Genomic DNA, 18,043 nt, shown 5'->3' on the forward strand with positions numbered 1-18,043 from the left:
GGAAAGGCGTTAGAAGCCGCCGGATGGATTTGAACACGATAGAGCGGAACGAAACCGACAGCGCCTCACAAAGCGCTGCTGTGGCGTCCGCCCCGGCCAAAAAGGTCTTCGTCAAGACCTATGGCTGCCAGATGAATGTCTATGACTCACAGCGCATGACCGATGCGCTGGCCGCCGACGGCTACACCGCGACCGATGTCATCGCCGACGCCGATCTGGTGCTGCTCAACACCTGCCATATCAGGGAGAAGGCAGCGGAAAAGGTCTATTCCGAGCTCGGCCGCATCCGCGATATGAAGGCTGAACGCGCAGCAGTTGGGCGCGAAATGCTGATCGGCGTCGCCGGTTGCGTCGCGCAGGCCGAAGGCGCGGAAATCATCCGCCGTTCGCCTGCTGTCGATCTGGTCATCGGCCCGCAGACCTATCACCGGCTGCCCGATGTGCTGGCCCGGGTGCGCGGCGGCGAGAAGATCGTCGAGACCGAATACGCCATCGAGGACAAGTTCGAGCATCTGCCGAAGCCGAAGCGTGCCGAAATGATCAAGCGCGGCGTCACCGCCTTCCTCACGGTACAGGAAGGCTGCGACAAATTCTGCACCTTCTGCGTCGTGCCCTATACCAGGGGCTCGGAAGTGTCGCGGCCGGTGGCGCAGATCGTCGCCGAAGCCGAGCGGCTGGCCGATGCCGGTGTGCGCGAGGTGACGCTGCTGGGGCAGAACGTCAATGCATGGCACGGCAAGGGTGAGGATGGCATGGAATGGGGGCTTGGTCGCCTGCTGTTCCGGCTGGCCGAAATTCCTGGCCTGGCGCGGCTGCGCTACACCACCAGCCATCCGCGCGACATGGACGACGAATTGATCGCTGCCCATCGCGATCTCCCGGCTTTGATGCCTTATCTGCACCTGCCGGTGCAATCCGGGTCAGACCGCATCCTCAAGGCGATGAACCGCAGGCACACGGCCAAGGACTATCTGGCGCTGCTCGAGCGCATCCGCGCTGCACGCGGCGACATCGCGCTGTCCGGTGACTTCATCGTCGGCTTCCCCGGCGAAACCGAGGCGGATTTCGAGGCGACGATGGGTCTGGTGGGCCAGGTGAACTACGCCTCGGCCTTCTCGTTCAAATATTCGCCGCGTCCCGGCACGCCGGGCGCCGATATGCCCGATCACGTGCCGGAAGCGGTCAAGGATGAACGTTTGCAACAGCTGCAGGCATTGTTGCTCAAGCAGCAGCAGGATTTCGGCCTGGGCCTGGTCGGCAGCACCATCGACACGCTGATCGAGAAGCCCGGCCGTCAGGCCGGCCAGAAGGTCGGCCGCTCGCCCTGGCTGCAGCCGGTTATTGTTGATGAAAAGGCCGGCGAAATCGGTGACATTATCCGGGTGCGAATCACGAAGACGGGCTACAATAGCCTGTTCGCCGAGTTGGCTTGATGGCCTCGGCAGATGAGGAGAGACGGTTGAGCGCTGCTGAAGTGAAGACTCTGCCCCAGAACCAGACATCCGGGGCCTCTGACATGGCGCACATCGTTCTGACTTTCGACAACAACAAGCTTGCCAGCGCCCTGTACGGTCAGTTCGACGAGAATTTGGCCCGGCTTGAGCAGAAGCTCGGCGTCGACATCCGCTCGCGCGGCAACCAGTTGACCATCAAGGGCTCGGCCTCGGCGGCCGAACAGGCGCGCCGCGCACTCGACAATCTCTACGGCATTCTCCAGAAGGGCACCGACATTGGCCAGTCCGACGTCGATGGCGCCGTGCGCATGGCCATTGCCGCCGACGACCAGCTGACGCTGCCGACGCTGGAACGCAAGGGCAAGGTTTCGGCCGCCCAGATCTCCACCCGCAAGAAGACGATCTATGCCCGTTCGCTCAACCAGGACGCCTATATGCGGGCGCTGGAGCGTTCGGAACTTGTCTTCGGCATTGGCCCCGCCGGCACCGGCAAGACCTATCTGGCGGTGGCGCATGCGGCGATGCTGCTCGAACGCGGCATGGTCGAGCGCATCATCCTGTCACGCCCAGCGGTCGAGGCCGGCGAGCGGCTGGGTTTTCTGCCCGGCGATATGAAGGAAAAGGTCGATCCGTACCTGCGGCCCCTCTATGACGCGCTTTACGACATGATGCCGGCCGACAAGGTCGAACGTGCTATCGCTGCCGAGGTCATCGAAATCGCGCCGCTGGCCTTCATGCGCGGCCGCACGCTGGCGCATGCCGCCGTCATCCTCGACGAGGCGCAGAACACCACGCCGATGCAGATGAAGATGTTTTTGACCCGCCTCGGCGAGAATTCGCGCATGATCGTCACCGGCGATCCGACGCAGATCGATCTGCCTCCAAGCACCAAGTCGGGCCTCGTCGAAGCCTTGCGTGTCCTTGACGGCGTGGCCGGCGCGGTAACCGTGCGCTTCAACGATGTCGACGTTGTGCGCCACCCGCTGGTGGCCGAAATCGTCAGGGCCTATGACCGCGACGCCAAGCTGGCGCGCGGCCTAGGCGCCGAGAGCTGATGTGACGATGCGGGCTCATGCCTGAAGACATAAGACCTGGCGGCGGGGACAGTTCGGTTCCCGTCGAGATCGATATGTCGGTCGAGGCCGGCGACTGGCCCGATGAGGCGGCGCTGACGCGTCTGGTCGATCGCGCCGTGTCGGCTGCCTTTGCCGAAACCGCTGCTGCCGGTCCTTCCGAACTCAGCATCGTCTTTTCCAACGATGCCCATATCCGTACCCTCAATGCCGGCTGGCGCGGCAAGGACAAGGAGACCAACGTCTTGTCTTTCCCGGCTTTTCCGTTCCCCAGGGGTGGCAAGCTGCCGCCCATGCTGGGTGACATCGTGCTGGCCGCCGAGACGGTGGCGCGCGAAGCAGCCCTGGAAGACAAGCCCTTCGAGAACCATATCACCCATCTCGTCATCCACGGCCTGCTGCATTTGCTGGGCTACGATCACGAGACCGATGCAGAGGCCGAGGAGATGGAAGCCATCGAGCGCTCAGCGCTCGCAAGGCTTGCCATTCCCGATCCCTACACGTAATGACAAAAGACCAATTGACCGGACGACGATGAACGACAAACCAGAAACTGCCGCCCGCCCCGAGGCTGGCAGTGCGACAAAGCCTTCCGATACGACGGAAGAGGGATCGAGTCCGAGTCCCAGTTCCGGCAGCCCCGCTTCTGGTAGTATTGCCAGCGAGCCATCGCCTGCCGGTCCGTCCCTGTTCGACCGCGTCTTGGGCCTTTTCAGGCAGCGGAACGGCACCAGCCTGCGCGAGGAAATCGCCGGCGCGCTTGCCGAAACGACCAGCGATGCCGGGTCTTTCTCGCCCGGCGAACGCGCCATGCTCAACAACATATTGCGCCTGCGCGAGGTACGCGTCGAGGACGTCATGGTGCCGCGCGCCGATATTGAGGCCGTCGAGATCACCACGACGTTGGGCGATCTGCTCGGTCTGTTCGAGCAGTCCGGCCATTCCCGCATGCCGGTCTATTCCGAGACGCTCGACGATCCGCGCGGCATGGTTCACATCCGCGACGTGCTGGCCCACATCACCAAGGTCGCCCGGGTCAAGAAGGGCAGAACATCCAGGAAGACGCCGGCAACGACGCTTCTCGACCTCGCCCAGGTCGATCTCGGCCGCACCATCGGCGACCTCAATCTGATCCGCCCGGTGCTGTTCGTGCCGCCCTCGATGCTTGCCTCCGACCTGATGGGCCATATGCAGACGACGCGAACCCAGATGGCGCTGGTCATCGACGAATATGGCGGCACCGATGGTCTCGCCTCGCTGGAAGACATCGTCGAGATGGTCGTCGGCGATATCGAGGACGAGCATGACGAGGACGAGCCGCTGATCACCCAGACCGGCGAGGGCGTGTTCGTCGTCGACGGCAAGGCCGAGATCGACGAGGTCGCCAAGATGATCGGCGAGGACTTTACCGCCGGTGAGCATGGTGAATATGTCGACACGATCGGCGGCATGATCTTCAACACGCTGGGCCGCGTGCCCGCGCGTGGTGAGGTTGTGCAAGCCATCCCCGGCTTCGAATTCCACGTGCTCGACGCCGATCCGCGCCGCGTCAAGCGGGTGCGCATCGTCCAGAACCAGAAGGGCGAGCGTCGCCGCCGCGTGACCGCCCCCCGCACCGAGCAGGCCTAGGACAGAACGTCGCCCGGCCGATGACGATCGACGATCCCTTCAAGCACTCAACCTTTGGCTCGGGTGTGTTCTACAAGGACCCGCGAGCCGCATTGAAATGGCTCGAAACGGCCTTCGGCTTCGAGCCGAGCATGGTGGTCAGCGACGCCGACGGACGGCTGGTCCATGCCGAAATGCGTTTTGGCGACGGCTACATCATCGTCGATTCCGAATGGGCCGATCATATTGCCAGTCCGGTAAGCGTCGGCGGCAAGAACACTCAGTCGGTCTATGTGCATCTGAAAGACGGCCTGGACGTGCATTGTGAGCGGGCAATGGCGGCTGGAGCCCAAATCGTCGAGGAGCCTGCCGCCCATTTCTACGGCGAACGGCAGTATCGGGCGCGCGACCCCGAAGGCCATGTCTGGACCTTCACCCAGACCGTGCGCACGGTGCCGCGCGAGGAGGCCGAGCACCTGAGCGGGCTCACCATCGAGGGATGGCACCGATAGCGCAGCGATCGGCCGGTTCGCGTTTCAATAAATCTGATAAATCTTGGCTCCTGATTCGCGCGACTTGGGAAGTCTGTATGGAGCGCCTTGCCGGCCGGATAATTTTGCTTTGGGGCTGGCGGCGCGCGCTGGTGGCGTTTCTTGCCGGGGCGCTGGCGGTGCTCGCCCAGGCGCCTTACGATTTCTTCGCCGTCTGTTTCGTCTCGTTTCCACTGCTGGTCTGGCTGCTCGACGGCGCCACCGGCGAGGCTTCCGACGGCTGGCTCAGGCGCCTGCGGCCGGCCTTTGCCATTGGCTGGTGGTTCGGCTTCGGCTATTTCCTCGCCGGCCTGTGGTGGATAGGCGAGGCGCTTCTGGTCGAGGCCGACAGTTTCGCCTGGGCGTTACCCTTCGCGGTCGTCGGCATTCCTTTGGCGCTGGCATTTTTCTACGGCTTCGCCACCGTCGTCGCGCGGCTGTTATGGACCAACGACATTGGCCGCATTGCCGCCCTTGCCTTTGCTTTTGGCCTGACGGAATGGCTGCGCGGCTTCCTGTTCACCGGCTTTCCCTGGAATGCCGTCGGCTATGCGGCGATGCCCGTGCCGCTGTTGATGCAAAGCGTGTCGGTGACCGGCATGGTCGGCATGAACGCGCTGGCGGTCTTTGTCTTCGCCATGCCGGCCTTGCTTGCAGCACGCCGGCATGTCCGTCTCGGTGTGGTCCTGCTTGCCATTCTCGTCGCCGCCCATGCCGGCTTCGGCTATGTCAGGCTCGCGACCCCCGACAAGCCGGCAACCCGCACTCTCGATGTCCGTATCGTGCAACCGGATGTCGACCTCAGCGAAAAATGGGACACCTCGGTGCGCGACCGCATCTTCGCCACGATGATGGGCCTGTCGGCCGCAGCGCCCGATCCCGGCCATAACAAACCGCAGTTGATCCTGTGGCCGGAGACCTCGGTACCCTTCCTGTTCACCGAGCGTCCGGACGCGCTGACCGCGCTCGGCGACATGCTGCAGCCTGGTCAGATGCTGATTGCCGGCGTCGTGCGCGAGGAGCGCGGATCCGGGGCGGATGCCGACAGCCGCTACTACAATTCGGTGGTGGCGATCGATGACAAGGGCGAAATCGCTGATGCCGTCGACAAGGTCCATCTGGTGCCGTTCGGCGAGTATCTGCCGTTTTCCGGTCTGCTCAGCCGCTTCGGCATCGGACAGCTCGTCGCCGGGCCGATGAACTTCGCCGCCGGCAACGAGCGCCATCCGATCGCTCTGCCCGGCGGCATCAGCGCCTTGCCGTTTATTTGCTACGAGGTGATCTTTCCTGATCTGGTGGCTGTTGACGCAACGTCATCCCAGCTTATTGTGAACGTCACCAACGACGCATGGTTCGGCGACACGCCCGGGCCGTACCAGCATTTCAGGCAGGCTCAGATTCGCGCGGTGGAAAACGGATTGCCACTGTTGCGCGCCGCCAACAACGGCATTTCCGCCGTTGTCGATACGCGCGGACGCATCGTCGACGCATTGGCGGTCGATGCACGTGGCGCCATCGACGTGCGGGTGCCGATCTCCGGCCAAGCCTTCATCTCCGCCGCGGGGCGGCGCATTAACGGAATGCTGATCATGTTGGTGTTTGCCGCAATCGCCCTCAGCTTGAACGTAAGGCAACGGCTACGGGTGAATTGACAGTCGACACATTAGAAACTCATACTGTTACCGCCTAATTTTCTCGAAGTCGGTTGGTGTTTCTGTTGGGGCAGTTGGCTCCGGCTTCGTTTGGGCGAGAAAAATAGAAAAGGCCGGAAAAATTCGGCGAGGAAAAAATGACAGAAGAAAACAAGAAGAAACCGAATCCGATCGACATCCATGTCGGAAGTCGCGTCCGCCTTCGGCGCAATATGCTTGGAATGAGCCAGGAAAAGCTTGGTGAAAATCTCGGTATTACGTTTCAGCAGATCCAAAAATATGAAAAAGGAACGAACCGCGTCGGCGCCAGCCGTCTGCAGGCAATAGCCTCGATACTCAGCGTGCCTGTCGCCTTCTTTTTCGAGGATGCGCCAGGGCAGGAGCCGGTGGGTAATAGAGGATTTGCCGAGGACACTTCGATGGCTTTCGCCGTCGAATTCTGCGGCAGTCCGGAAGGGCTTCAGCTCAACCGCGCGTTCGTCAAAATCGCGGATGTGAAGGTGCGCCGCCGGATTATCGACCTTGTGAAGTCCCTTTCTGCCGAAGATGCCGAGTGATTCGGTGGGTCGATTGACCCATTGGCCCCAGTAATCCCCTGGGCCCGAGTAGCCCAGAGGCTCGACTGCCGGCGGCGCCAAGCCGCCGGTGGTACAAGATATATTGCTGCGGCACTCATGCCAGAACCGCGGCACCGCTTGACGAGCGGCGCCCGGCACCGTTAACACGTGGCGCGCCAAAATCGGCAGCCCTGCCGATCGTTTTTTCAAGAGGGGACACCCGTGACGCGGCAGAACTACTTCTTCACCTCGGAATCCGTGGCCGAGGGTCATCCCGATAAAGTCTGTGACCGCATCTCGGACGAGATCGTCGATCTGGTCTATCGCGAGGCCAAGAAGACCGGCATGGACCCATGGAAAGTCCGCGTCGCCTGCGAGACGCTCGCAACCACCAACCGCGTCGTCATCGCCGGCGAAGTAAGGGTTCCCGATACTCTGCTGAAGCGGGACAAAGCCGGCAACATCCTCAAGGACGCCGCCGGGCATTCGGTCGTCAACCCGGCCAAGTTCAAGTCGGTCGCTCGCAAGGCGATCCGCGAAATCGGCTACGAGCAGGCCGGCTTCCACTGGAAGACGGCAAAGATCGAGGTTCTGCTGCACGGCCAGTCGCCCGACATCGGCCAGGGAGTCGACAACGCCGCCGACCGCCAGGGCGAAGAGGGTGCCGGCGACCAGGGCATCATGTTCGGCTATGCATGCCGCGAGACCCCGGACCTGATGCCGGCGCCGATCTATTACAGCCACAAGATTCTCGAACTGCTCGCCGCTGCCCGTCACGAAAACAACGGCGAAGCCGGCAAGCTCGGGCCTGACGCCAAGAGCCAGGTCACCGTTCGCTATGTCGATGGCAAGGCCGCCGAAGCGACTCAGATCGTGCTATCGACGCAGCATCTCGACGCGACCTGGGATTCCAAGAAGGTCCGCAAGGTCGTTGAGCCTTACATCCGTGAGGCGCTCGGCGACCTCAAGATCGCCGACGATTGCATGTGGTACATCAACCCGACCGGCAAGTTCGTCATCGGTGGGCCGGACGGCGACGCCGGCCTGACCGGCCGCAAGATCATCGTCGACACCTACGGTGGTGCTGCCCCGCACGGCGGCGGCGCCTTCTCCGGCAAGGACACCACCAAGGTCGACCGCTCCGCCGCCTACGCGGCGCGCTATCTCGCCAAAAATGTGGTGGCGGCCAAGCTCGCCGACCGCTGCACCATCCAGCTGTCCTACGCCATCGGCGTTGCCCAGCCGCTGTCGGTCTATGTCGACCTGCACGGCACCGGCAAGGTCGACGAGGCCAAGCTCGAGGAAGCGCTGCGCACGGTGATGGATTTGTCGCCATCCGGCATCCGCAGGCATCTCGACCTCAACAAGCCGATCTACGCAAAGACCTCGTCCTACGGCCATTTCGGCCGCAAGGCCGGCCGAGACGGGTCCTTCTCCTGGGAAAAGACCGATCTGGCCAAGGCGCTCAAGGACGCGATCGCTGCTTAGGCATGATTCCAAAAAGTGGTACCGGTTTTTTGGAAAAGATCATGCTCCAACAAAGGATTAGATTGAGAATGAGATTTCAGCCAAATCTCATCTCAATCTAAGCGCGGCGCGCGACCAGGCCATGGATCCACAGGACAGGCGGAGCCGCGCGACCGAAGGGTTCTTCGGCCGCCGGCACGGCAAGACCATTCGCCCGCAGCAGGCCGCGGCGCTGGAAAGCGGTCTTGGAGCGTATGGCCTCGACCTCTCCGTCCAGGCACCGGCAGAATTGCGCGCGCTATTCTCAGCGGATGTTTCAACGGTTCGGCTGGAAATCGGCTTCGGCGGCGGTGAGCATCTGCTGCACCGTGCCACGGAGGCACCGGCGACCGGCTTCATCGGTGTCGAGCCGTTCGTCAACGGCATGGCCAAGTTGATGATGGCGGTGCGGGAAAAGCCGCTTGCCAATCTTCGCGTTTATGACGACGACGCCACGCGCCTGCTCGATTGGTTGCCGCAGGCGTCGCTCGACGGCATCGATCTGCTCTACCCCGATCCCTGGCCGAAGAAAAAGCATTGGAAGCGGCGCTTTGTCAGCCCGCTCAACCTCGATCGGTTCGCGCGCGTGCTGAAGCCGGGCGGAAAATTCCGCTTCGCATCCGACATCGACACCTATGTGAACTGGACCTTGTTGCACTGTCGGGCGCATGGCGCGCTCCTCTGGCAGGCGCAAGATGGGGCCGACTGGCATCGGCCCTATGAAGGCTGGCCGGGCACACGCTACGAGGCGAAAGCCATTCGCGAGGGCCGACGGCCGGCCTATCTCACCTTCATCAGAAAATAGTTCGATGCGGGAAAGTGTCCCGCATCGACAGCCGGTCTGGCTTCAGAAACGGCCGATCTTGCCGAAAGCGGTCGGGTCCATGCCGAGCCTGCGCAGATCGTTGGCGCGCGGCTTGCGGCCGGCTTCGACGGCCCGCGAGGCGGCAACGGCGCTGCCGAACAGGGCAAAGGCGTCGCCTATGGCGGAAAACACGGTACGGTTGCTCATTGTCTTGACCTTTCGCGCGCCACCGCGCGCTCATCTTTGATTTGTGCAGTGCAGCATAGATAGCGATGTGACATCCGGGATCACAGGGCCGTTACCGCATAGCCGGCATGCGCCCCGCGCAATCCTGCCAGCCGTCGCCGGCTGCACTCTGCCCGGCCCGTTAACAGACTTGAAACACTGGCCGGGATCGTTTATATCAGCCTCAAATTCTTGGTCGGTATGACGAAGAGTGGGTCCACCCGGTCCCGCTCTTTTTTATTACCTGCCGGTCAGCCATCAGCAAAGAGATGGTTCGGGACGACGATCATCCTGATCCAGAGAACGACAGGAACCGCATGACTGCAACGGCAAGCGAAGCCGACGACCGCATCATCCGCGAAAGCGGTATCGATGCGCGCATCGCGCTGATCGTTCAGCCGGTGTTGCGAGGCATTGGCTTCCGCCTCGTGCGGGTGCATCTGTCGGGCCAGAACGGCCTGACGCTGCAGATCATGGCCGAACGCGAGGACGGCACCATGACCGTCGAGGATTGCGAAGAGGTCAGCCGCGCTGTGTCGCCGGCGCTCGACGTCGATGACCCGATCGAGAAGGCCTATCATCTCGAAGTGTCGTCGCCGGGCATCGACCGGCCGCTGGTACGCAAGTCGGATTTCGTCACCTGGACCGGCCATCTGGTGAAGATGGAAACCTCGGTGCCGGTCGCCGACCGCAAGCGCTTCAAGGGCAAGATCGCCGAAGCCGGCGAAGACGACATGCTGCTCGAGCGCGACAAGGCCGCCTACGGCGAAGAGCCGACGGTTCGCATTCCTTATGACGCGATCGCCGATGTGCGGCTGATCCTCACCGACGACCTTATTCGCGATGCCCTGTCGAAGGACAACCGGGAACGCAAGGAAGCCAAGAAACGCCGCGGCGAAGCTGATGATGCACCCGAAGGTGCTGAAGGCGGCGCGGAAGACGAAATCGAACAGGAACTATGATGAGCGGCCGGGCCTAAAAGCTCGGCAACAAGCTCGGGAGAAATAAGATGGTTGTAAGCGCCAACAGACTTGAACTGCTGCAGATCGCCGACGCGGTGGCGCGTGAAAAGTCGATCGACAAGTCGATCGTCATTGCCGCCATGGCTGATGCGATCCAGAAGGCCGCGCGCTCGCGCTACGGCCAGGAAACCAACATCCGCGCCGACATCAACGCCAACACCGGCGAGATGAAGCTGCAGCGGCTGATGGAAGTGGTCGAGAAGGTCGACGACTACGCCACCCAGATCGCCATTTCCTCGGCCCGCGAGCGCAATCCGGACGCCCAGCTTGGCGACTTCATCGCCGAACAGCTGCCGCCAATGGATTTCGGCCGCATCGCCGCCCAGTCAGCCAAGCAGGTCATCGTGCAGAAAGTGCGCGAGGCCGAGCGCGACCGCCAGTATGACGAATACAAGGACCGCATCGGCGAGATCGTCAACGGCACCGTCAAGCGCGTCGAATATGGCAACGTCATCGTCGATCTCGGCCGTGGCGAGGCGATTATCCGCCGCGACGAGCTGATCCCGCGTGAAAACTACAAGTACGGCGACCGCGTCCGCGCCTATGTCTACGACGTGCGCCGCGAACAGCGCGGCCCGCAGATATTCCTGTCGCGCACCCATCCGCAGTTCATGGCCAAGCTCTTCACCATGGAAGTGCCGGAAATCTATGACGGCATCATCGAGATCAAGTCGGTCGCCCGCGACCCAGGCTCGCGCGCTAAGATCGCCGTCATTTCGCGTGACTCGTCGATCGATCCGGTCGGCGCCTGCGTCGGTATGCGCGGCAGCCGCGTCCAGGCCGTGGTCGGCGAATTGCAGGGCGAAAAGATCGACATCATTCCGTGGTCGCCTTCGGCCGCCTCCTTCATCGTCAACGCGCTGCAGCCGGCGGAAGTCGCCAAGGTGGTGCTCGACGAGGATGCCGAGCGCATCGAAGTGGTGGTTCCCGACGACCAGCTGTCGCTGGCCATCGGCCGTCGCGGCCAGAACGTGCGTCTTGCCTCGCAGCTCACCGGCTGGGACATCGACATCCTGACCGAGGCCGAGGAGTCTGAGCGCCGCCAGAAGGAATTCGTCGAACGCTCGTCGCTGTTCATGGAAGCCCTTGATGTCGACGAGATGGTCGGCCAGGTGTTGGCCTCCGAAGGCTTCACCAGCGTCGAGGAAGTTGCCTACGTCGATTCGGGCGAGATCGCCTCGATCGACGGTTTCGACGAAGACACCGCTTCGGAGATCCAGACCCGCGCCCGCGAATATCTGGAGAAGATCGAAGCCGAGCATGACGACAAGCGCAAGGCGCTGGGCGTCACCGACGAACTGCGCGAGATCCCTGGCGTCACCACCGCCATGATGGTGACGCTCGGCGAGGATGGCGTGAAGACGATCGAGGATTTCGCCGGCTATGCCGCCGACGACCTGACCGGCTGGAAGGAACGCAAGGACGGCGAGACCAAGGTATTCCCGGGTGTGCTCGCCAATCACGGCGTGTCGCGCGCCGACGCCGAGCAGATGGTTCTGGCAGCCCGCCTCAAGGCCGGCTGGATCACCGAAGACGAGCTTGCAGCCGAACAGGTCCCGGCTGACGAAGCCGTTGGTGCGTGAGGTGAAACCGCATCGCACACAACCCGCCCCAGGACGAGATGAACGATCGCACCTGCATCGTCACGCGCAAGCAAGCCGAGCCGGATGAGCTGATCCGTTTCGTCGTCGGCCCGGATTCGGCCGTCGTTCCTGACCTGAAGAGAAATCTGCCCGGCCGTGGTTGTTGGGTGAGCGCCGACCGCCTACATATCGACAAGGCGGCGGCGAAGAACCTGTTTGCCCGCGCCTTCAAGGCGCAGGTCGTCGTGCCGCCCGATCTCGGCGGCATGGTCGACGGACTGCTTGCACGATCCGCTTTGGGTATGCTTGGCCTTGCCCGCAAGGCTGGCTCGATCGCACTCGGCGCAACCAAGGTCGAGAGCGCGGTGCGCTCGGGGTTGGCGCTTTTCGTGCTCCACGCGAGCGAGGCATCCGACGATGGCGTGCGCAAGATCAGTCAGGCGCGGCGGGCAACTGTCCACCTCGGCGGGCCTGCAGTCCTTGCCTACAAACTTTTCTCCGAGGCCGAGTTGAGCTTGGCATTGGGGGGTACAAATGTGATACATGCTGCCGTTCTCGCGGGAGACGCGGGCAAGGCGGTTGAGAGGCGCATGGTTGCGCTCGACCGATATCGGGGCGGAACCCCCGACGATCTGGCAATGCTTGCGGCCGTTGCTGACGAAGATGATGCTGCAGAGGATATGGAATGAGCGATACGAAATCGGGCGACGATAAGACGTTGAGTGTTACACCGAAGAAGACCTTGACGCTGAAGCGCCCCGGTACCGAGCAGAGCGTCGTGCGACAGAATTTCTCGCATGGCCGCACCAAGCAGGTCCAGGTCGAGATCAAGAAGCGCAAATTCTCCATGCCCGGCGACAAGCCGGAGCCGGTGGCTGCACCCGTATTTACGCCCAAGCCCGCGGTAGTGGCAGCCCCCGTCGCGCAGGAAGCGCCCAAGGCGCCGCCTCCGCCCCCGGCCGAACGCGGCGGCATGGTGCTGAACGAACTGTCGCGCAATGAAATGGAAGCGCGCCGCAGGGCGCTCGAAGGCTCCAAGGTTCGCGACGTCGAGGACCGCCAACGCGCCATCGAAGAGGCCAAGCGCCGCAACGAGGATGAGGAACGCCGCAAGCGCGAGCGCGAGGAATCCGCGCGCCGTCAGGCCGAGGAAGAAGCCCGCCTGCAGACCGAGGCCGAGTCCCGCCGCCGCGCCGAGGAAGAAGCGCGCCGCCGCGCGCCGCAGGCTGCCGAGCTTGTGGCATCGGACGACGAGGAAGAGGTCAAGCCGAAGCGCACCGCCGCCGGCGCCCCGGTACGCCGTCCGGTTACGCCCGAAGTGGCGCGCCCGGCCAAGCCGACCAAGGCCGAGGAAGACCGTCGTCGCGGCAAGCTGACCCTCAACACGGCGCTTTCCGACGAGGACGCGCGCGCCCGCTCGCTGTCGTCGATGCGTCGCCGCCAGGAAAAATTCAAGCGCGCGATGCATAATGAGCCGCGCGAGAAGGTTATGCGCGAAGTGATCCTGCCTGAAACCATCACCATCCAGGAACTGGCGCAGCGCATGTCCGAGCGCGCTGTCGATGTGGTCAAGTACTTCATGAAGCAGGGCCAGATCCTGAAGCCGGGCGACATCATCGACGCCGACACGGCCGAGCTGGTCGCCACCGAATTCGGCCACACGGTCCGCCGCGTCGCCGAGTCCGACATCGAGGAAGGCCTGTTCAACATTGCCGACAATGCCGAGGACCTAGTGTCGCGGCCGCCTGTCGTGACCATCATGGGCCATGTCGACCACGGCAAGACCTCGCTGCTCGACGCCATCCGCAATGCCAATGTCGTCTCCGGCGAAGCCGGCGGCATCACCCAGCATATCGGCGCCTACCAGGTCGAGAAGAACGGTCAGAAGATCACCTTCATCGACACGCCCGGTCACGCCGCCTTCACGGCGATGCGCGCCCGCGGCGCTCAGGCGACCGACATCGCCATCCTGGTGGTGGCGGCCGACGACAGCGTCATGCCGCAGACCATCGAATCGATCAGCCATGCCAAGGCGGCCGGCGTTCCGATCATCGTGGCGATCAACAAGATCGACAAGCATGATGCCGATCCGCAGAAGGTGCGGTCGGAACTGCTGCGCCATGAGGTGTTCGTTGAATCGATGGGCGGTGAAGTGCTGGACGTCGAAGTGTCGGCGACCAAGGGCACCAACCTCGACAAGCTGTTGGAAGCGATCCTGCTGCAGGCCGAAATCCTCGACCTCAAGGCCAATCCGGACCGTACCGCCGAGGGCGTCGTCATTGAAGCCCAGCTCGACAAGGGCCGTGGTCCCGTCGCCACCGTGCTGGTGCAGACCGGCACTTTGATGCCGGGAGACATCCTCGTCGCCGGCAATGAGTGGGGCCGGGTGCGCGCTCTGGTCAACGACCGTGGCGAGCAGATCAAGGAGGCGCCGCCGGCTATGCCGGTCGAGGTGCTCGGCCTGCAGGGCACGCCGCAAGCCGGCGACCGCTTCGCTGTCGTCAACAACGAGGCCCGCGCCCGCGAGATCACCGAATATCGCCAGCGTCTGGCGCGCGAGAAGGCAGTGGCTCGCCATGCCGGCCAGCGCGGCTCGCTCGAACAGATGATGTCGCAGCTGCAGACGAGCGGGTTGAAGGAATTCCCGCTGGTCATCAAGGGCGACGTGCAGGGTTCGATCGAGGCGATCAACGCCGCTCTCGACAAGCTTGGCACCGACGAGGTGCGTGCGCGCATCGTTCATGCCGGCGCCGGCGCCATCACCGAAAGCGACGTGTCGCTGGCGGAGACCTCGGGGGCCGCGATCATCGGCTTCAACGTCCGTGCCAACGTGCAGGCACGTGCGGCCGCGGCGGCCGCGGGCATCGAAATCCGCTACTACTCGATCATCTACAACCTCGTCGACGATGTGAAGGCAGCACTTTCCGGCTTGCTGTCGCCGGAACGCCGCGAGACCTTCATCGGCAATGCCGAGATCCTCGAGATCTTCGACATCACCAAGGTCGGCAAGATCGCCGGCTGCCGTGTCACCGAAGGCAAGGTCGAGCGTGGAGCGGGCGTGCGCCTGATCCGCGACAACGTCGTCATCCATGAAGGCACGCTGAAGACCCTCAAGCGCTTCAAGGACGAAGTCGCGGAAGTTCCGGGCGGCCAGGAGTGCGGCATGGCCTTCCAGAACTACGAGGACATGCGCGTTGGCGACATCATCGAGTGCTTCCGCGTCGAGATGGTGACCCGGACGCTCTGAGTTCGTATACTGTCGATACGACCGGGCGGTGGTCGAAAGACCGCCGCCCTAACTTTAATGCCTGTCGCCCAAAAGTGCGGGATAAACGACATGCATAGAACAAATATGAGACATGGCGGCACCGTCCCATCCCGCGCCTCACGCTTTCCGGATTGAGAAAAATGCCCCGTCCAACCGCCTCCAGCCCATCCCAGCGCATGCTTCGCGTCGCCGAACAGGTGCGCCATGCGCTGTCGGAAACCTTGCAGCGCGGCGAGATTATCGACCCGCTGATCGAGAACACCGTGGTTTCGGTCTCGGAAGTGCGCATGTCGACTGATCTGAGGGTCGCCACTGCCTTCGTTTCGCCGCTCGGCGCCAAGGACACGGGTGCGGTCATCGACGCGCTCAACAAGCATGCGAAGTTCGTCCGTGGCCGCGTCTCCGGCGCGCTCCGCCAGATGAAGTTCATGCCGGAGTTCCGCTTCAAGCTCGATACGTCCTTCGACAATTTCGCCAGGATCAACGATTTGCTGAAATCGCCCGAAGTCGCGCGAGACTTGGGTGCCGATGGCGAAGACAACGACAAGGACGAGAAATAGTGGGGCGCCGCGGCAAGAAGAAGGGACGGCCGATCTCCGGCTGGGTGGTGCTGGACAAGCCGGTTGGCATGGGTTCGACCGAAGCCGTCTCCAAGATCAAATGGCTTTTCCAGGCAGAAAAGGCCGGCCATGCCGGCACGCTCGACCCGCTGGCCTCTGGCATGCTGCCGATCGCGCTCGGCGAGGCAACCAAGACCGTGCCTTATGTGCAGGACGGCGCCAAAATCTACCGGTTCACCGTCGCCTGGGGCGAGGAGCGTTCGACCGACGATCTCGAAGGCCCGGTGACGCAAAGTTCCGACCGCCGTCCGGCGGAAAACGATGTCAGGGCGCTGCTGCCGAACTACACCGGCGTCATCATGCAGACACCGCCGCAATTCTCGGCCATCAAGATATCAGGCGAACGCGCCTACGATCTCGCCCGTGGGGGCGAGACAGTCGACATCCCCGCGCGCGAGATCGAGATCGGCCGTCTGGACATCGTCGAGCACGCTGCCGACCACACTTCGTTCGAGGTCGAATGCGGCAAAGGCACCTATGTGCGCTCGCTGGCCCGCGACATGGGCCGCGACCTCGGCTGCTTCGGTCATATCGCCGAATTGCGCCGGGTCGAGGTCGAGCCGTTCACCCAGGAGGATTTCGTCACCCTCGCCGAACTGGAAGTCGCCCGTTTCGGCGAACAGCGCGAAGCTGACGGACAGGGCGACGCCGATGTTGCCGATGCGCCGATCGACTTTGGCGCCATCGATGCGCTGCTTGTCGACACGGCTGCCGCGCTCGACTGCCTGCCCCAGATCGCCATCAGCGACGAAGCGGCGACCAAGATCCGCCTTGGCAATCCCGTCATCATCCGCGGCCGCGACGCGCCCGTGGAAGCCGAGGAAGCCTGCGCCACCGCGCGCGGCAAGCTTGTCGCCATCGGCGCCATCGAGCAAGGCATGTTCAAGCCGAAGCGGGTCTTTGTCGGCTGACCACTCTCGTCTAGTCTTACGTCGACGTCACATCCGAGGGGCACATGGCAAAGGCTGAGGCGGTGAAGAAGCGGGCGCCGGTGACAACGCGGCGGCCGCCGGTTGGCGCCTCGCCCGGCACGCTGATCGCCGATCCGGCGGCGCGACGGTCCGAGCTGCGGCTGACGCTGATTTCGCCTGAAAAATTCAAGACCATCAACGATGCCAGCATCGACGATCTCAACACCCATTGCGACAATTGGCCGGTCGTCTGGCTGGACTGCACCGGTCTCGCCAACATCCAGCTGATCGAGGAGATCGGCCGGATCTTCAACCTGCATCCACTGGCTCTGGAAGATGTCGTCAACACCGGCCAGCGGCCGAAGGTCGACTTCTTCGAGGACCACGCCTTCGTCGTCATGCGCATGATCGACGACGTCAAGGTGCATCGCTATGAGCAGATCGCGGTGTTCTTCGGCAAGAAATTCGTCGTCACCTTCCAGGAGCGCGAAGGCGATCCGTTCGACCCCGTACGCAAGCGCATCGCGGCAGCGTTGCCCAACCGCTTGCGGATGCGCGGCGCCGACTATCTGGCCTATGCGCTCATCGACTCCATCGTCGACAGCTATTTCCCGCCGATTGAGGCCGCTAGCGAGGAGGTCGATGGCATCGAGGACGAGATGCTCAACACGCCTCACAAGCATCAGATGCGCCAGCTGCACGAATTGCGGCGCGACGCCAATGTGCTCAAGGGCGTGCTGTGGCCGATGCGCGACGCGCTGGCGACGCTGATCCGCAACGACGTGCCCTATGTGAAGCCGGAGACGAAAATCTTCTTCAACGACACGCTCGACCACGCATTGCGGCTGATCGAGCTGGTCGAGAACCAGCGTGATATGCTGACCGGCTTGATCGAAATGCATTTGTCGCTGAGCCAGGCACGCACCAACGATGTGATCTCTTATCTCACCATCGTCTCGGTGATTTTCATGCCGCTAACCTTCCTGGTCGGTATCTGGGGGATGAATTTCGATCCCGAGAGCTCGCCGTGGAACATGCCGGAACTGAAAGCCTACTATGGCTACCCGGCTTCGCTGCTGTTCATGCTGGCCGTTGCTGTCGGGCTGATCGTCTTCTTCAAAAGCAAGAAGTGGCTGTAAGGTTTCGGTGTCAGGGGAATCCTGGATTCCCGAGCAAAGGGCTGCGACAAGCCGGCTTTATGAATGGGCTGGTGTTTTCCGGGGAATTGC

At 62.9% G+C, this 18,043-nt stretch carries 17 protein-coding genes; 16 read left to right on the forward strand and 1 reads right to left on the reverse strand.

From position 1 onward, the window contains the following. Positions 1-23 precede the first annotated feature (23 nt). The 9 genes from miaB (at position 24) to trmB (ending at position 9,185) form a co-directional block, all read left to right on the forward strand. On the forward strand, positions 24-1,433 hold the full coding sequence (miaB, locus tag NKI64_RS22270) for a tRNA (N6-isopentenyl adenosine(37)-C2)-methylthiotransferase MiaB (protein WP_352670005.1): 1,410 nt from the start codon (positions 24-26) through the stop codon (positions 1,431-1,433). A gap of 83 nt (positions 1,434-1,516) precedes the next feature. Next, positions 1,517-2,509, forward strand: coding sequence for a PhoH family protein (locus tag NKI64_RS22275; protein ID WP_027049340.1), 993 nt, complete (start codon positions 1,517-1,519; stop codon positions 2,507-2,509). A 17-nt stretch (positions 2,510-2,526) separates the two neighbouring features. Continuing rightward, positions 2,527-3,033 (forward strand): rRNA maturation RNase YbeY, encoded by a 507-nt coding sequence (gene ybeY / locus NKI64_RS22280; RefSeq protein ID WP_352670008.1) that lies wholly within the window; start codon positions 2,527-2,529, stop codon positions 3,031-3,033. 28 nt (positions 3,034-3,061) lie between these two features. Next, positions 3,062-4,156, forward strand: a complete 1,095-nt coding sequence (locus NKI64_RS22285; protein ID WP_023682011.1) for a hemolysin family protein — start codon at positions 3,062-3,064, stop codon at positions 4,154-4,156. Positions 4,157-4,176: 20 nt separating this feature from the next. Continuing rightward, the gene (locus NKI64_RS22290) at positions 4,177-4,647 is read left to right on the forward strand and encodes a VOC family protein (protein ID WP_023823759.1); all 471 of its coding nucleotides are present in this window, start codon (positions 4,177-4,179) and stop codon (positions 4,645-4,647) included. 77 nt (positions 4,648-4,724) lie between these two features. Further along, positions 4,725-6,317 carry an apolipoprotein N-acyltransferase gene (gene lnt / locus NKI64_RS22295; RefSeq protein WP_023823758.1) on the forward strand — a complete coding sequence of 531 codons (1,593 nt, stop codon included), beginning with the start codon at positions 4,725-4,727 and terminating at the stop codon, positions 6,315-6,317. Between the two features lie 137 nt (positions 6,318-6,454). After that, entirely contained in the window at positions 6,455-6,874 is a 420-nt protein-coding gene (locus NKI64_RS22300; protein WP_023669550.1) for a helix-turn-helix domain-containing protein, read from the forward strand. 222 nt (positions 6,875-7,096) lie between these two features. Beyond that, on the forward strand, positions 7,097-8,362 hold the full coding sequence (gene metK / locus NKI64_RS22305) for a methionine adenosyltransferase (RefSeq protein WP_023669551.1): 1,266 nt from the start codon (positions 7,097-7,099) through the stop codon (positions 8,360-8,362). A gap of 121 nt (positions 8,363-8,483) precedes the next feature. Then, positions 8,484-9,185, forward strand: a complete 702-nt coding sequence (gene trmB, locus NKI64_RS22310) for a tRNA (guanine(46)-N(7))-methyltransferase TrmB (protein ID WP_023823757.1) — start codon at positions 8,484-8,486, stop codon at positions 9,183-9,185. 42 nt (positions 9,186-9,227) lie between these two features. Here the strand turns inward: trmB and NKI64_RS22315 are convergent, their stop codons facing one another. Next, a complete protein-coding gene (locus NKI64_RS22315) occupies positions 9,228-9,392 on the reverse strand; it encodes a hypothetical protein (RefSeq protein WP_023669553.1) in 165 nt (54 codons plus the stop codon). Positions 9,393-9,727: 335 nt separating this feature from the next. Here NKI64_RS22315 and rimP point away from each other — a divergent pair, with 335 nt between their 5' ends. The 7 genes from rimP (at position 9,728) to corA (ending at position 17,953) form a co-directional block, all read left to right on the forward strand. Next, complete coding sequence (rimP, locus tag NKI64_RS22320; protein WP_023669554.1) at positions 9,728-10,372, forward strand: ribosome maturation factor RimP; 645 nt, start codon at positions 9,728-9,730, stop codon at positions 10,370-10,372. Between the two features lie 47 nt (positions 10,373-10,419). After that, positions 10,420-12,015, forward strand: coding sequence for a transcription termination factor NusA (gene nusA / locus NKI64_RS22325; RefSeq protein ID WP_023669555.1), 1,596 nt, complete (start codon positions 10,420-10,422; stop codon positions 12,013-12,015). A gap of 38 nt (positions 12,016-12,053) precedes the next feature. After that, positions 12,054-12,704: an RNA-binding protein gene (locus tag NKI64_RS22330; RefSeq protein ID WP_023755160.1), complete on the forward strand. Its 651-nt coding sequence runs from the start codon at positions 12,054-12,056 to the stop codon at positions 12,702-12,704. Continuing rightward, positions 12,701-15,262, forward strand: a complete 2,562-nt coding sequence (gene infB / locus NKI64_RS22335; protein WP_352670013.1) for a translation initiation factor IF-2 — start codon at positions 12,701-12,703, stop codon at positions 15,260-15,262. The genes NKI64_RS22330 and infB overlap by 4 nt, the downstream gene beginning before the upstream one ends. Before the next feature lie 161 nt (positions 15,263-15,423). Next, complete coding sequence (gene rbfA, locus NKI64_RS22340) at positions 15,424-15,843, forward strand: 30S ribosome-binding factor RbfA (protein ID WP_023669558.1); 420 nt, start codon at positions 15,424-15,426, stop codon at positions 15,841-15,843. Beyond that, positions 15,843-16,814: a tRNA pseudouridine(55) synthase TruB gene (gene truB, locus NKI64_RS22345; protein ID WP_352670016.1), complete on the forward strand. Its 972-nt coding sequence runs from the start codon at positions 15,843-15,845 to the stop codon at positions 16,812-16,814. The genes rbfA and truB overlap by 1 nt, the downstream gene beginning before the upstream one ends. A gap of 44 nt (positions 16,815-16,858) precedes the next feature. After that, entirely contained in the window at positions 16,859-17,953 is a 1,095-nt protein-coding gene (gene corA / locus NKI64_RS22350) for a magnesium/cobalt transporter CorA (RefSeq protein ID WP_023682006.1), read from the forward strand. Positions 17,954-18,043: the final 90 nt, after the last annotated feature.

The organism is Mesorhizobium sp. M0478 (assembly GCF_040321305.1).
GTDB lineage: Bacteria > Pseudomonadota > Alphaproteobacteria > Rhizobiales > Rhizobiaceae > Mesorhizobium.

Coding starts and splice junctions, on each gene's coding strand:
- NKI64_RS22285 (WP_023682011.1), top strand. CDS start 3,062: ATGAACGACAAACCAGAAACTGCCGCCCGCCCCGAGGCTGGCAGTGCG.
- NKI64_RS22315 (WP_023669553.1), bottom strand. CDS start 9,392: ATGAGCAACCGTACCGTGTTTTCCGCCATAGGCGACGCCTTTGCCCTG.
- lnt (WP_023823758.1), top strand. CDS start 4,725: ATGGAGCGCCTTGCCGGCCGGATAATTTTGCTTTGGGGCTGGCGGCGC.
- trmB (WP_023823757.1), top strand. CDS start 8,484: ATGGATCCACAGGACAGGCGGAGCCGCGCGACCGAAGGGTTCTTCGGC.
- NKI64_RS22330 (WP_023755160.1), top strand. CDS start 12,054: ATGAACGATCGCACCTGCATCGTCACGCGCAAGCAAGCCGAGCCGGAT.
- miaB (WP_352670005.1), top strand. CDS start 24: ATGGATTTGAACACGATAGAGCGGAACGAAACCGACAGCGCCTCACAA.
- NKI64_RS22275 (WP_027049340.1), top strand. CDS start 1,517: ATGGCGCACATCGTTCTGACTTTCGACAACAACAAGCTTGCCAGCGCC.
- NKI64_RS22290 (WP_023823759.1), top strand. CDS start 4,177: ATGACGATCGACGATCCCTTCAAGCACTCAACCTTTGGCTCGGGTGTG.
- corA (WP_023682006.1), top strand. CDS start 16,859: ATGGCAAAGGCTGAGGCGGTGAAGAAGCGGGCGCCGGTGACAACGCGG.
- infB (WP_352670013.1), top strand. CDS start 12,701: ATGAGCGATACGAAATCGGGCGACGATAAGACGTTGAGTGTTACACCG.
- nusA (WP_023669555.1), top strand. CDS start 10,420: ATGGTTGTAAGCGCCAACAGACTTGAACTGCTGCAGATCGCCGACGCG.
- rbfA (WP_023669558.1), top strand. CDS start 15,424: ATGCCCCGTCCAACCGCCTCCAGCCCATCCCAGCGCATGCTTCGCGTC.
- ybeY (WP_352670008.1), top strand. CDS start 2,527: ATGCCTGAAGACATAAGACCTGGCGGCGGGGACAGTTCGGTTCCCGTC.
- NKI64_RS22300 (WP_023669550.1), top strand. CDS start 6,455: ATGACAGAAGAAAACAAGAAGAAACCGAATCCGATCGACATCCATGTC.
- rimP (WP_023669554.1), top strand. CDS start 9,728: ATGACTGCAACGGCAAGCGAAGCCGACGACCGCATCATCCGCGAAAGC.